This window comes from Paludibacter propionicigenes WB4 (assembly GCF_000183135.1).
In the GTDB taxonomy this organism is placed as follows: domain Bacteria; phylum Bacteroidota; class Bacteroidia; order Bacteroidales; family Paludibacteraceae; genus Paludibacter; species Paludibacter propionicigenes.
This window is the reverse complement of sequence record NC_014734.1, coordinates 1,864,290-1,878,074: the sequence shown is the minus strand read 5'-3', so window position 1 is coordinate 1,878,074 and position 13,785 is coordinate 1,864,290. Positions and strand designations below refer to the sequence as shown.

Below are 13,785 nucleotides of genomic sequence, written 5' to 3'. Positions count from 1 at the left end.
TCTTCTTTTTTTACCTCCTTATCTCCAAAACTATTAGATTTTAATAGGTATTTTAGTTTAGCCTCTACAGAAGAAAGATAAATATTAAACATGGAAGCTATTTCGTTTTTTTGTCATCCATACAGTCCCAGCCTCAGACAGTTCAATGTAAATCTGAATATTGTCTGAATTGATATTTCTGATTGTTATTGTTCCCCGGTTCATAACTCTTGTTTTTTTAAGGTGACTTTTCCATATCATCCAATTTACTAGAAAGTAATTGCATGTCCTTGCTAATTTTCTCATTCGTAATACGAGCATAAATTTGAGTTGTTTTGATGTTCGTATGTCCTAACATTTTTGATACGGTTTCGATGGGTACACCTTTGGATAGAGTAGTTGTCGTTGCAAAAGTATGACGTGCTAAATGGAAGGTAACATTCTTATGAATATCGCATAAATCAGCAATTTCTTTTAGGTAGGAGTTGAGCTTTTGATTGCTTAACACCGGAAGCAATTGCCCTTTAAGGAGTTTTCCTTCATACTTCTTCAGAATGGATAATGGAATGTTCAGAAATGGGAGATTGACTGGAGTATCAGTTTTCTGACGGTGAGTCATTATCCATTGTTTTCCATCAAAAGAAGTACAAATATTATTGGCTGTTAGTTGTTTTACATCAATATACGCCAGACCGGTAAAACAAGAAAAAATAAAGACATCCCGAACTTGTTCCAAGCGGTTGCATACAAATTTTTCTCCATAATTGTCTGTATTTCCTGATCAGTTAGGTAACCTCTATCCACACGTTTTAACCGGATTTTGTAATTAATAAACGGATCTGCATAAATCCAACCGTTATTTTTGGCAACAATGACAATCATACGGAAGGTTTGCATAAACTTAGCTGTAGTATTTTCATTGCATTTGCTAACTGTGCGTAAATAAGTCTCAAAACCGGTTACAAACTTATGATCGATTTCTTTTAAGGCTATATCCGTCTGTTTGTATTGAGCTTTTATATATTCTTCAAGACGACGGCAGGCTCGGTCGTACTTAGACAGGGTGGCTTCAGTTTTATTGATGCCGACCAATTTTCGGGCATCTTCATTATGATTCCTGAATAGCTCTAAAAGAGTGTTCTGTTTGATTGAATAACCTAAAAAAGCATTACGCACTTTCTCTGCTGTTACATAGGCCTCATGATTTTCAATATCACGATAATGGTTCTTCAAAGAAGTACGAATGTCGTCTAGGAGATTGTTTAGTTGACGAGATTTTAGACTATTTCCGGTAACTTTTCCTTGTTTCACATCCCAGAGTTCCGGTTCAACATCCAATTTGGAACTAAACTGGGATACTTCACCATTTACTGACAAGCGAGTCATAATACTGGCCTTGCCAGCTTTGTTTACCTGATTCTTTCTCAAATAGAATAGAATCTTAAATGTACTTTTACTCATAATACTTTCTTTTTAATTCCAAACAATGGATATAATCTCCGTTGCAAAGGAATGATTAGTGTTTAGTATATGAGCAGACACTTAATGTACAAAAGAAGACAAATCAGAGACTTAGATTGAAAATCGTTACTATTTTAGATAGCTCTTTTTTAGTAACGATTTAGTAACAGAACTCTGTCTTTTTTTGACTTTTTCTTGACTTCCAAACGTTATCGATAATAAATAGACAAATCCCGTAAAACCTTGATTTTACGGGATTTGTCTAAGTTTTTCTATCATTTGTCTTTGGTAGTCAGCGGAGAGGAAGACTCTAACACATACATGTTCAATCAATATCAAGTGATATCTAAATATCTCTAATATACAGTAGTATGTATTTTTGTGTTATCGTAAAATATCACAAATAATCATTGCATATTTAAAAATTAGTCCCTACTTTTGTATAATAGGGACTAAATAATTAAATTATGCAGATCAAGAGAAACTATCTATTTTTTCCTGATAAAGAAGGGACGGAAGCGATTGGATATAAGTCCGATGCAAAGTTACGGTTGCGTGTCAGATTCGACAAAAGCAAGATAGTCAATTTCAATGTTGGCTATAGGGTTGATCTTAAAAAATGGTCAACCGAAACACAACGATGCAAGAGTGGGACCACTCATAGCAAGAAAAAAATATCCGCTTCCGAAATAAATACTGAAATACAAAGACTTGAAAATTTAGCAGATAATGTATTCAAGTGTTTTGAAGTCATGGAGTATTTGCCTGATGAGAAAGAGTACCGGGCCGCTTTCAATGAGGCAAACGGCAAATCAACAGGGAAAGAACCAGAACGGGCTCAAACTTTCTTCACTATATTCGATGAGTTTACCCGCACTATGGGTTGGCAAAACAGCTGGACATCCGCTACGTTCACAAAGTTTTCATCTATTCGAAAACATTTGTTTTCATTCGATCCAAAATTAGATCTCAAAACATTAAATGAAGAGCAAATGCAGCTCTTTGTAGCTCATCTTCATAAAGAAGATATGCGAAACACTACCATTGCGAAAAATGTGGCTTTTGTAAAGTGGTTTTTACGTTGGGCAAATGCTAAGGGGTATTATCCAGGCAATTTACATATGGTTTGGAAACCAAAATTCAAAGGGACAGACGGAAATCAAAAAGAAGTCATACATCTTACCTGGAATGAACTAATGAGCCTTTACAACTTTGATTTTAGTCAGGCTAGAATGAAAGTGAAGGATATTAACGGTAGACCAATCTTGACTGTTTCAGGGAATCCAAAAGAGATAGACTTAACCGATGAAAGCAAAAAAATGCTTGGGTATGTTCGGGATGTTTTTTGCTTTTGCTGTTTTACATCCTTGCGCTATTCGGACGTGGCTAAATTAAGCCGTTCAGATGTTCGAGATACATTCATTTCGATTGTAACGCAAAAGACAACAGATGGGCTTAAGATAGAGTTAAATAAATACAGTAAAGCAATTCTCGATAAGTACAAAGATGTTCATTTCCCTAAAAACAAAGTTTTACCGGTAATTTCCAATCAAAAAATGAACGACAGGTTAAAAGAAATGGGTGAAATCGCAGGAATAAATGAAGATCAACGAATTGTTTATTTTAAAGGCAATGAACGCATTGAAGAGGTTCATCCAAAATATAACTTGCTTACAACACATTGTGGAAGGAGAACATTTATTGTGAATGCATTATTTCTAGGCATTCCAGCTGAGGTGGTAATGCGTTGGACTGGACATAGTGATTATAAGGCTATGAAGCCTTATATAAAAATAGTAGATTTATTGAAAGAACAAGAAATGAATAAATTTAATCAAGTATAGAACATGGAAAATAGCATAACCCCAAAATCAGACTTTCTTCTGCTAACAGAGATTTTACCTCACTACAAACAATTAAACTATATCTATTTCACAGTCAGAGAGAAATTAAAGCTTAATTATTTGGATCAATTGCATGTTACTGATTTCTATAATCAATACAATGATATAATAGCTTTTGACAAATCTCTTTTAAATTTTAGTCTATTTATTGATAAAAAGTCTCAATTATCAATTATAAAAAATTTAACTACAGAAATAAAAAAGAATATTGAATTATATTCCAACAATAAGTCATTCTTTGATAATATTGATATAATGGATGTCTGTGATGAATTTCTAAGCGGACACAGACAGAGAATCAAACTGATGGAAGAAGGTGCATATCGAATTTTTCACGAGTTAAATGGCACAAAGCATGAACTTGAGTCTGAAAGTTGGAAAGGAAATAAAATAGTGGGGACATTGCATGAAGAAGTTAAGCAAATTCAGGCTAAACATGAGAAATATTGTTCAGAACTTGATGAACTCTATAGTTTGGAATATGAAGACGCAAAAAATGCAAGCAGATATTTTAAAAATATATTTGGAGAAGTATGCCAATTGAATCAGTCTTTACTCACATGTATAAACTATTACTTCCCTGATGAATATCAATCAAACACTTTAAATGAAGTTGAATATTTTAAAATGGATTTCGTATTGCTTATTTATACGGAATTTAACGATCAGTTGTTTAAAAAAATATCGATTGTCGATTTCTATCACAATATTAATCTTTTACCAGCGCAAGTTCGGCTGGAGTTTGCAGAAAATGAGAAAGAGAGAGTAGTTTTTTATGTATACAAATTGTATAATTATTTGAAAAAGAAAAAATGCAAAGAATGTGTAAGCTGGAGAAACAATATTTGTGAAATACTAAAAATTGATATGAATTTTTATAGGTCTAAATCCACTTGCGTTAATTCAGCCTTAGAAGGTAGCAAATCATATAATTTCAAACAAAAAATCAATCAAATAATCACTTAAAGGGTCAAATTGAATCATGGATTACTGGGACACCACTTTTACCACCTGAAATATATTATATCCACTTGAAATTCAAGTGGATATTTTTTGTTTATACAACCACCATGCAACTCTCGTTCATATATACTTTTGCAATGTTCGAACATGAAAGCCGAAGTACAAGGCATTGTTTAATCGTAACATTATAAAATATGAATATTGAAGAGTTAAAACAAAAGCCACTTTGGCAGATGACTGGAGATGAGTTTCTCTTTCTTCAGCAAAGTTCAGGACAAAAAGAAGTTCAAAGTTCTCCATTAGTTGATAATTCCAAGAAATATGTCTATGGCCTGAAAGGCTTGAAAACTCTCTTCGACTGTAGTATTGCAACGGCTAACAGGATAAAGGCATCTGGGAAGATTGATAAGGCGATTATTCAGGTAGGAAGAAAGGTAATAATTGATGCAGATATGGCTTTAGAACTTGCAGGCCGTAAAAATGGAGGTAGAAAGTAGCTTATGGCAAATCATGAAGAGACCAAGACTTCAAAATATTCCAAAAATGAGAGTATTGAACGCTACCTATGCAAAAGCTACGAGTTTAGATTCAATACGATTAAATCCAAATCTGAATTTCGTAAAAAGAACGATACGGGTACTTTCATTCCTATATCAACTTACCATATCAATACTTTCAGGCGCGAATTGGATAGAAACGGAGTAAATACCACTACTGATAATATTAGAACCATTATCTTTAGTGATTTTGCTCAAAAGGTTGACCCATTGAAACAATACTTCAATGAATTAGTTCCAGTACAAAATGGAGCGATAAAAGCACTGGCCAACTCAGTAGTTGTAACTAACCCGCAGAAGTGGACACCCTACCTAACTAAATGGTTAGTGGGTGTCGCTGCAAACACCTTAGACGACAGCCAGTGCAAAAACCATTTATGCCTTGTTCTAACAGGTGCACAAGGAAAATTCAAGACAACTTTCCTAGATCATTTGTGTCCTCAACGTCTTAAATCATATTTATTTACAGGGAAAATAGACCCGCAAAGCAAGGACACTCAAACTCTTATAGCTGAATTCTTATTTATCAACATCGACGATCAGTTAAAAGAACTCAACAAAAAAGACGAGAATGCCCTCAAGAACTTAATCACTACTCCATCTGTAAAGTACCGTAGACCATACGATATTTATATTGAAGAATATCCGCATACTGCAAGCTTCATGGCCTCTGTTAATGGTTCTGAATTTCTGACTGATCCAACCGGTTCAAGAAGATTTCTCGCTTTTGAAGTTGTTGACATTAATATCGAAGAAGCAACTAAAATCAGAATGGATGATGTTTATGCGGAAGTCATGTTTTTGTATCATTCAGGCATCCGTTATTGGTTCAACGATATTGAAATTCAAGAACTGACTATACACAATAACCGTCATCAGGTGCAGACTTTAGAATATGAAATGTTGGTTAAAGGATTCATTGTACCAAATGATTCGGACAATAGCGTCGAGTACCTAACTAATTCTGATATTCTTAATTACTTACAAGCTCATACAGCCTATACGCTTTCTTCAAAACGATTGGGTGAGGCACTATTAAAAACGAGGTTTGTAAAGGTATCAAAGAGGCTAAATGGAAATCCGGCATATTGTTATGGAGTAATTAAAGTAACTCCAAACCCATTTTATCAATAGGTTTATATATTTCATCTTACTACATTACTACAAAATTAACTATTCCCTTGAAACAAAAAAGATTAAATGTAGTAAGTGATAAGAAATTTATCTGACTACATACTGACTACACTACTACTAATTATCCGGTAGTAGCTACTACAGAAACAATCTTACTACATTCTATATAGCTGATATTCTTTAAATAAAAGGTTGTAGTAACGTAGTAAGATAATAACCACAAATAATAGAATTAGAATTATGACTTTTAAAGAAGCAAATAAAATAAGTATAAAAGGCTATTTAGCCAACCGAAGAATATTGCCATCCAAAGAAATGGCATATTATGGTATGTATTATTGTCCGTTCAGAGAAGACAATAACCCAAGCATGAAAGTTGATTACGTCAAAAATATTTGGTTTGATCACGGTACAGGCATGGGTGGTACGCTCATTGATCTTGTAATGAAGCTGGAGCAATGTTCTGAATATGATGCCATCATGGCACTAGAAAAAGAACAATATAGTTTTGATTTTTTTTCTTTTCAGGGGAATACATTAGCCACCTCAACTGAATTTAGCATCAAAAAAATTCAACCACTCCAAAATAAAGCTTTATTAGACTATGTCTGTATTGAACGAAAGATCAGCGTTGAAATAGCTAAACGATACTTGCAGGAAATCTATTATTCTGTCAAGGATAAATCCTATTTTTCAATTGCATTTAAGAACGATGTAGGAGGCTATGAGCTTCGCAATGCTTATTTTAAAAATTGTGTAGCTCCAAAGGAAATAACTACCATTAGAAATTCAAATGAGACTAACGTTGGATGTTTGGTTTTTGAGGGATTCATGGATTTTCTCTCTTATCAAACTTTGAAGAAACAGATAGAACCCATTGAAAGTGATGTTATAATTCTTAACTCAACCTCTTTAGTAAATCACGTAATAGAGATGCTTCCTGCATATAAGCAGATCTCCTGTTTTTTAGACAATGATAATGCGGGATGTCAAGCTTTAGGAAGCCTACAAAAAAAATACGGACACCTAATTTTAAATCAATCTATCCACTTTAGAGAGTATAACGATTTGAACGATTTTCTCTGTGGTAAGAAAATGAAACAAAAAAAATCCTGACTTAAATAAAGAGAGTACCCCTTTGAAGTAAATAAAAGTTATTCTGTAAGTCAGGAAGCTCTAAAATAAATGGTCGCAACTCTTGATTTGATATAGGAGAAATGAGCCAGAAAAAAATATAAAATCAACAAAATTGAATTACAATTCACAATGGCAAATAATCGCCGAATAATCACGTGCAAGGTATGTGTTTGTCCGTACGTCAAATCACCTTGCCTAAGCCGAGCTTAGGAAATTAGTTCTCCCTATGGTCGCACTTAAAGTATAAAATATGAAAGAAGAAATAAAAATGGCTAGAATAGAAGTCAGAATTACAATTAATGAACAGACCAAGATCAAAAACAAGGCAAATGAATTAGGCATTTCAGTTTCTGCCTATATGAGAAAAACAGCTTTAAATCATCGTATAATTATCAAAACAGACAATGAGATGATACGGCAAATTCGATTTATTGGTAACAATATCAATCAAATTGCACACAGATTAAATATAAATTCAGATACGTTAAATTATCTTGATACGTATACACAAATGGAAGAATACAAACAAATGCTTCAATTAATTATTGACAAAATCAGGAAAATATGATAGCTAAAATATCCAGTCCATTCGGAGATAATACAACCTTATTAAAAAAAATATCATACAATGTAACTAAGATTGAGGTTGGAAAAGGCGAATACTTGTACGATAACTTCTTTGAAAACGATATACATAAACTTTTTGTTGAAATGAAAGAAGTTGGTGAGATGAATGATCGTGTAGATAAAAAGTTTATCGAAGTATCCCTGAATTTGACTCCCGGAGAACAAATAGACAACGATAAATTTCTTCAACTAGGAAAAGAATACATGCAACGAATGGGTTATGGTAACTGTTGTTACGCTGTAATTAGACATTCAGATAGAGAGCATAAACACCTACATATTTTGTCAACAACTGTTGATTACGATGGTATTCATGTATCTAACTCGTATGATTGGCGTAAATCACAAGAATTATCAAGAGATTTAGAGAAAAAATACGGGCTTAAAGAGGTTGAATATAATAAATTCAACAGTAAAAGCCTCTCGAAAATAAAGGAAAGAGAATACTATTTCTCTAATGCATTAGATAAAGGATTACGTAATTTTTCGACTAAAACTGAGCTTCTGGAATTACTTTCGGATGAAGCAAAACTAATTCAAAATAATCAGTTATCTAATACCGAATTAGAAATTCTTCTCGGTAAAAATGTCTATAACGAGGTAGGAAATGTTTTGGAGAAGAATAATCTTTTTGTGAGTTTATATAAAGAAGAACTACTCCAACAACTTGATATGTGCTATACTTCATCAAAAAACAAGTATGATTTTTTCGAGAGAGTTCATGCAGCTGGACTATATGTAAGAACTATTGCAGACAAGGATGGAAAACAGAAGCTAACTTATGGACTTCCCAATGCAAATATCTATTTTAAAGAAAATCGTCTGCCGCAGAAATATCGTTATGCAGCTATTTCAAACTTTATGACTACAAGAGCAATGTCTACCGATGAGCAAAAAAACGCAATTGCTTCAAAGGTAATTGTAGCATTAAATAATAGTAACTCATTTGAGAGTTATCTTATAGAGTTAGATAAAATTGGAGTTAATGCTATGCTTCATCAAAATACAGGAGGAATATATGGAATCTCATTTCAATTGAAAGATATTGAAGGAGCGGAAATCATAAAGGCAAGTGAAATTACAACCAATCGCCGATTTTCTTTTTTCAATATAACAAGATATTTCAGTGGTGAAGCAACCCCGTTAAACGATCTATTAAAAGTTGGAACAATTGTAAAGCAATCCTCAATGAGTGAAGAAGCGCAAAAAACACATATAAGGAATCAGGTAATACTAACATTACCTTCGGCTAAGAGCATTGAGGATCTTATTGAAAAACTCTCAGAGAAAGGCATCTCACTATGGGTAAGAAAAAGTAAATCGGCAGAAGTAAAGGGATTCTCTTTTAAAATGAAAAATTGTACTGATGCCATTCCTATTAAAGCTCGGGATATATCCGCTAATTTCGATAAAGAATTATTCATAGCAGTTCAGGGTCTTCAGGCAAATCATAATAATGATACGATGAACCGGTTTATGAATAAAGTGGAACATGGAGATTTCAACGGGTCTAATATACCAATACTACAAGAACGGGTTGAATTTTCAGATGTAGGTGGAGTGAGTGGAAACTTGCAAAATGATGATGCTCCCTTGAGTAAAAAGAAAAAGAAGAAAAATAATATCGATTTTAAAGGCAAAGTTGAATTATGAAAATTCACATCGATTTTTATTTAAAAATATGTTTCCCTGTTTTAGAATTATATGATTTTCAGTTTCTGAGACTATAAAAAAAACAAATAATTTCTGTAAATTGCGTGCTATTTTTATAACTCAATATAATTAGTCAGTAAACTAAATGTAAACACTTTAAAAATGTAAATATGAATACATTATCTGTTATTGATCCTCAATATAACGAGGTGTTTTTTGATGCGAAATCTATTGGTTTGGCAATTGTAAATTCTGTGTTAAGTTCTAATGTGCATGACCTATTGAAGAGAACTTTAAAAAATCCATGTGTTATATTAGAACAAGCAAGTGGAAAAAGGAGTTATGTGTTTCTAACTAAAGATTTAGATATACATGCAGTTAATGTGGTATTTAAGGACAGCAATTGGTATGCTGAAGGATTAAATGCTGAAATGAGAAGAGAAGACTTAGTTGAATTGAACAATATAAGCAAGGTTATTTATAAAAAACTTGGATAACTAGTTTATTCCGAAAATCATTATACACACATGATTGTCCAATATGCTTCCGATTTACATTTGGAATTTATAGAAAATAGGGCTTATTTAAAGGAGAACCCGCTACAGGTTGTTGGCGATGTTTTACTGCTTGCAGGTGATATAGTCCCATTTAAGTTGATGGATCAGTACAAAGACTTCTTTAGCTTTCTTTCCGACAGTTTTGCAGCTACCTATTGGGTACCAGGTAATCACGAGTATTATCACTTCAATATTGCAACAAAATGTGGTGTTGTGAATGAGAAAATACGAAGTAATATATTTTTAGTAAATAATACTTCGCTAATACATGATGATGTAAAGTTTATTTTCTCAACACTTTGGAGTAAAATTAGTACGGCCAAGGAATATCAGATTCAAAGCGGAATGAATGATTTTCATGTCATAAAACATCGTGGATATCCACTTTCAATAGCTCAGTATAACCAATTACATGCCGATAGTTTAGCATTTCTTAAAAGAGAATTAACCTTGGAAACATCTACTAATAATATAGTAGTTACTCACCATGTACCGACTTATAAAAACTACCCTGAAAAATATAGAGACAGTATTATAAATGAAGCATTTGCAGTTGAATTATATGATTTGATAGAATGTGCTGCCCCTGATTATTGGATTTACGGTCATACGCATGGTAATACGTCTGATTTTTCAATTGGAAAAACGCGATTGTTGACCAATCAATTGGGTTATGTAAAGTACGGAGAACAATCAGGTTACATTGGAAATCGAAGCTTTAATTTGTAGTATTATATAAATGTAGAAATATAGAATACAAATATACTCTTTTCCCTCAGTAGTACTAAGATGTTTTTTTTCAAGGTTTGGTGGTGAGATGATTTCTAGTACTGATGTAGACCGCCCAAGTTCTCAAGAGATATCTTAATAGATTCTCAATTTTTTTGATGTTTTCGTACTCACGTCTTTCCTCTGTAAATGGAACTGTAGCTGATTATCACCAAGTTTAAAAGTACTTGAACCAATATAAATAACCTCAATGGAAACTTTTGCAAATAATATTATACCTTTTTCGCCAACACACTCTGGAGAAATATTGAGAGATGAAATTGAATTTATAAACATCTCTCAACGCAAACTAGCCACACAAATGGGCGTTTCTTACACCGCTTTAAATGAAATATTGAATCTAAAGCGTTCTGTGAGTGTTGAATTTGCATTGCGTGTTGAAGCAGTTCTGGGATTGGAAGCTGAGATGCTAATGAACATGCAATCAAGATACAATATACAGATTGCTCGTACAGACAAAACCTCAATGCAACAAATAAACAGAATCGACTCAGTTATATAGGTCTTTTACATTGATCAGGCTTTTCTGCACTATTCGAATTAACAAGAAAAGGAACAAACATATGTATGTTTAGTTCCATTTTAGCTCTTAATGTTTGTAATTTACTGTTTATTAGTGTATTTAGTGGTGAGATAGATTTTCTTTTAAAATGAAAGATTGCTCTAATGCCATTTTTATCAAAACAAGTGCTGTATCAGCAAGCTTTGACAAAGAATTATTCAGAGCAGTTCGGGCTTTTTATTCAAATAAGAATATTGATACGATGAATCGGGTTTCAATTTACCTAGGGTTTATTAGGAAAGCAGAACAGGGACATTTCAACGAGTCTCAGATATCAACATCACTACAAGAACCCTATGAGTTTTCAGAGGTAAGTGAGCAGATTTCCAAGATGATGACACATCTTGGAGTGACAAAAAACAAGAAAAACAATATAAATTTTGAAAGACGGATGGATTAATTCACAATATTTCTATTGTCTTATATCTTAAATATTTGTATTGATAGTCAGTTTGTACCCATTTCCATATACAGATACTATTTGTAAGGCAGGGAAGGCTGTTAGGCTCTTTTTAAGGTGCGAAATGGTTGAGTCAAGCACGTTATTCAAATTATAGGAATTATCACCCCAGATAGCAAGTAAAATATCGTTACGAGACAGTACTTTGTGCTGATTATTTAAAAGAAGCACAAACAATTTAGACTCTTTTTCCCGAACTATAATCTCTGTGTTGTTAATGACTAGTAATTGATTGTCTATAATGATGTGTAGATTTTCAAATTTATACCTTCGGGCTGTTATTGGACTTAGGATACTGTTAATTTGAGCCAACACAACCTGTGGTACGATTGGTTTTCTTAGATAATTAACAGCTCCCAGCTTATATCCTTTAATTTGATAGGGAGCCTCAAACTGAGTGCCGGTCATAAAAATTATAGGAACTATAGTGTTGGACTTACGAATTTCAGCAATAACCTCAAAACCATCTTTCTCCGGTAAAATAACGTCGAGTAAAATTAATTCAGGTTTTATATTGTTGAAATATTTAATGGCCATATTACCATCTTGTGCCCATGCTACAGATAATCCATTACTCTCAAAGAAATCCTTTAAAGTTTCTCCTAATATAAAATCATCTTCAACTAATAGTATTTTATGCTTCATATTTCTCGTGTAATAAAATAATAAATTCACTACCTTCATTTATCCTGCTAATAACAGAAATACTCCCCCCATGAGCTTCCACCATTGATTTTACGTAAGTTAGCCCAAGACCAAATCCTGTTTTTCTTTTCAGTTCTTTTCGGTTACTTCTGTAAAATCGGTCAAAAATAAACTTCAAATCATAAGCTGATATACCCAAACCATTGTCTTTTACAGATATTTTAATCCCTTCGTTTACATCAACTATCTCGATATTAATGTCAACCTCTTTATTTGAGTATTTAATAGCGTTTTCAACCAGATTATCCATAACATTCGAAAAATGGAGGACATCCGCAAAGAGTGACTTCTTTTTAGTGTCAATATTAGTCTGTATATGTACTTTTTTCTCAGAATTTTCAGGGCTGGAATAACGTTTCTGAATAGACTGAACCAAGGTCTCAATTTCTATTTTAGACCTGTTTAATACAATATTTACTTTCTCGTTGTTGCTGATCTGCTGAATCCGTTCAGTGTATGCAGTCAGTTTATTTAGTTCTATTATCGTATTGTCAGCGTAGGCAACTACCTTAGAAATATCATTTTTTTCGATATAAAACGGTATTAATGAAACCATGGCTACAGCACTTGAAATCGGGCGCTTAAACTCATGGGTCATGGAGTTTACAGATTCCTGCCGGAGTTTTTCCAGTTTCCATTGAAGCACAAAACTTCTGCCTAAATAAATCATACCTCCAACGCCTATTAAAATCAGAAGAACAGAAAGAGCTAACTGATATCCCATTTTATTCAATATTGCCATATTGGGAACCTCAATATAGCCAACCACAGCAATATTGTTTAGTATATCAAGTGTAATTGTATCCGTCTGCAGATAATTAGATGAAATATCTTCAGGTTTACAGCTCTTAATTACTTTCTTATTCTTTAAATCCAAATAATCAAAATAGGTATTTTTAATTGCATATTTTTCAGAAAGTTCCTTCCTGAAAAAAGCATTAAGTTTTGGCAAATCAATTGGTAACTCATCTTTTAAAACTAATTGTGCTATTTTATACATAGAGCTTGGATCTTGCCTATCAATAGTAACCACATAAGTAGTGTCTTCTGCTCGGACTCTTTTTACAACATATCTCGATGTGTCATTGGGCTCTGACAGATTCGTTGAGAAAACTTTAACTCCACCAATAGATTCACCTCTTTCAGCTATTTCCATGAAAATAGCTTGGCTTGCTGATCGATTTGCATAATCTATCAATTCCTTTTTATGAAGACTATACATATTGGTAATCCACACTGTCTGATTCAGTGTGATTAGTGTCGATACCAGCACGATAATTATTTGAATATATGTATG

13 protein-coding genes and 1 pseudogene are annotated in these 13,785 nt (G+C 33.1%); 11 read left to right on the top strand and 3 right to left on the bottom strand.

Annotated elements, in window-relative coordinates; genetic code table 11:
* Positions 1–217: 217 nt before the first annotated feature.
* A pseudogene (locus tag PALPR_RS07920) lies at positions 218–1,440 on the bottom strand (site-specific integrase).
* A gap of 467 nt (positions 1,441–1,907) precedes the next feature.
* Here PALPR_RS07920 and PALPR_RS07915 point away from each other — a divergent pair.
* From PALPR_RS07915 to PALPR_RS07865, 11 genes are all read left to right on the top strand, one after another.
* The gene (locus PALPR_RS07915) at positions 1,908–3,284 is read left to right on the top strand and encodes a site-specific integrase (RefSeq protein ID WP_013445099.1); all 1,377 of its coding nucleotides are present in this window, start codon (positions 1,908–1,910) and stop codon (positions 3,282–3,284) included.
* A gap of 3 nt (positions 3,285–3,287) precedes the next feature.
* Positions 3,288–4,310 carry a hypothetical protein gene (locus PALPR_RS07910; protein WP_013445098.1) on the top strand — a complete coding sequence of 341 codons (1,023 nt, stop codon included), beginning with the start codon at positions 3,288–3,290 and terminating at the stop codon, positions 4,308–4,310.
* 191 nt (positions 4,311–4,501) lie between these two features.
* Positions 4,502–4,804 (top strand): DUF3853 family protein, encoded by a 303-nt coding sequence (locus PALPR_RS07905; protein WP_013445097.1) that lies wholly within the window; start codon positions 4,502–4,504, stop codon positions 4,802–4,804.
* Positions 4,805–4,807: 3 nt separating this feature from the next.
* Positions 4,808–5,998, top strand: coding sequence for a VapE domain-containing protein (locus tag PALPR_RS07900; protein ID WP_013445096.1), 1,191 nt, complete (start codon positions 4,808–4,810; stop codon positions 5,996–5,998).
* Between the two features lie 240 nt (positions 5,999–6,238).
* Complete coding sequence (locus PALPR_RS07895) at positions 6,239–7,114, top strand: toprim domain-containing protein (protein ID WP_013445095.1); 876 nt, start codon at positions 6,239–6,241, stop codon at positions 7,112–7,114.
* Between the two features lie 271 nt (positions 7,115–7,385).
* Positions 7,386–7,703, top strand: a complete 318-nt coding sequence (locus tag PALPR_RS07890) for a plasmid mobilization protein (RefSeq protein ID WP_013445094.1) — start codon at positions 7,386–7,388, stop codon at positions 7,701–7,703.
* Positions 7,700–9,415: a relaxase/mobilization nuclease domain-containing protein gene (locus PALPR_RS07885; protein ID WP_013445093.1), complete on the top strand. Its 1,716-nt coding sequence runs from the start codon at positions 7,700–7,702 to the stop codon at positions 9,413–9,415. The genes PALPR_RS07890 and PALPR_RS07885 overlap by 4 nt, the downstream gene beginning before the upstream one ends.
* 170 nt (positions 9,416–9,585) lie before the next feature.
* Entirely contained in the window at positions 9,586–9,912 is a 327-nt protein-coding gene (locus PALPR_RS07880; protein ID WP_013445092.1) for a hypothetical protein, read from the top strand.
* Between the two features lie 30 nt (positions 9,913–9,942).
* A complete protein-coding gene (locus PALPR_RS07875) occupies positions 9,943–10,701 on the top strand; it encodes a metallophosphoesterase (protein WP_013445091.1) in 759 nt (252 codons plus the stop codon).
* Positions 10,702–10,951: 250 nt separating this feature from the next.
* A complete protein-coding gene (locus PALPR_RS07870) occupies positions 10,952–11,263 on the top strand; it encodes a HigA family addiction module antitoxin (protein ID WP_013445090.1) in 312 nt (103 codons plus the stop codon).
* A 148-nt stretch (positions 11,264–11,411) separates the two neighbouring features.
* Positions 11,412–11,723, top strand: coding sequence for a hypothetical protein (locus PALPR_RS07865; protein ID WP_013445089.1), 312 nt, complete (start codon positions 11,412–11,414; stop codon positions 11,721–11,723).
* Between the two features lie 27 nt (positions 11,724–11,750).
* Here PALPR_RS07865 and PALPR_RS07860 read toward each other — a convergent pair whose 3' ends face one another.
* Positions 11,751–12,428 (bottom strand): response regulator transcription factor, encoded by a 678-nt coding sequence (locus tag PALPR_RS07860; protein WP_013445088.1) that lies wholly within the window; start codon positions 12,426–12,428, stop codon positions 11,751–11,753.
* A complete protein-coding gene (locus PALPR_RS07855; protein ID WP_171805031.1) occupies positions 12,418–13,644 on the bottom strand; it encodes a sensor histidine kinase in 1,227 nt (408 codons plus the stop codon). Before PALPR_RS07855 ends, PALPR_RS07860 begins: the two co-directional genes overlap by 11 nt.
* Between the last annotated feature and the right edge of the window lie 141 nt (positions 13,645–13,785).

Coding starts and splice junctions, on each gene's coding strand:
- PALPR_RS07910 (WP_013445098.1), top strand. CDS start 3,288: ATGGAAAATAGCATAACCCCAAAATCAGACTTTCTTCTGCTAACAGAG.
- PALPR_RS07875 (WP_013445091.1), top strand. CDS start 9,943: ATGATTGTCCAATATGCTTCCGATTTACATTTGGAATTTATAGAAAAT.
- PALPR_RS07870 (WP_013445090.1), top strand. CDS start 10,952: ATGGAAACTTTTGCAAATAATATTATACCTTTTTCGCCAACACACTCT.
- PALPR_RS07880 (WP_013445092.1), top strand. CDS start 9,586: ATGAATACATTATCTGTTATTGATCCTCAATATAACGAGGTGTTTTTT.
- PALPR_RS07885 (WP_013445093.1), top strand. CDS start 7,700: ATGATAGCTAAAATATCCAGTCCATTCGGAGATAATACAACCTTATTA.
- PALPR_RS07865 (WP_013445089.1), top strand. CDS start 11,412: ATGAAAGATTGCTCTAATGCCATTTTTATCAAAACAAGTGCTGTATCA.
- PALPR_RS07860 (WP_013445088.1), bottom strand. CDS start 12,428: ATGAAGCATAAAATACTATTAGTTGAAGATGATTTTATATTAGGAGAA.
- PALPR_RS07900 (WP_013445096.1), top strand. CDS start 4,808: ATGGCAAATCATGAAGAGACCAAGACTTCAAAATATTCCAAAAATGAG.
- PALPR_RS07915 (WP_013445099.1), top strand. CDS start 1,908: ATGCAGATCAAGAGAAACTATCTATTTTTTCCTGATAAAGAAGGGACG.
- PALPR_RS07895 (WP_013445095.1), top strand. CDS start 6,239: ATGACTTTTAAAGAAGCAAATAAAATAAGTATAAAAGGCTATTTAGCC.
- PALPR_RS07855 (WP_171805031.1), bottom strand. CDS start 13,644: ATGGAAATAGCTGAAAGAGGTGAATCTATTGGTGGAGTTAAAGTTTTC.
- PALPR_RS07905 (WP_013445097.1), top strand. CDS start 4,502: ATGAATATTGAAGAGTTAAAACAAAAGCCACTTTGGCAGATGACTGGA.
- PALPR_RS07890 (WP_013445094.1), top strand. CDS start 7,386: ATGAAAGAAGAAATAAAAATGGCTAGAATAGAAGTCAGAATTACAATT.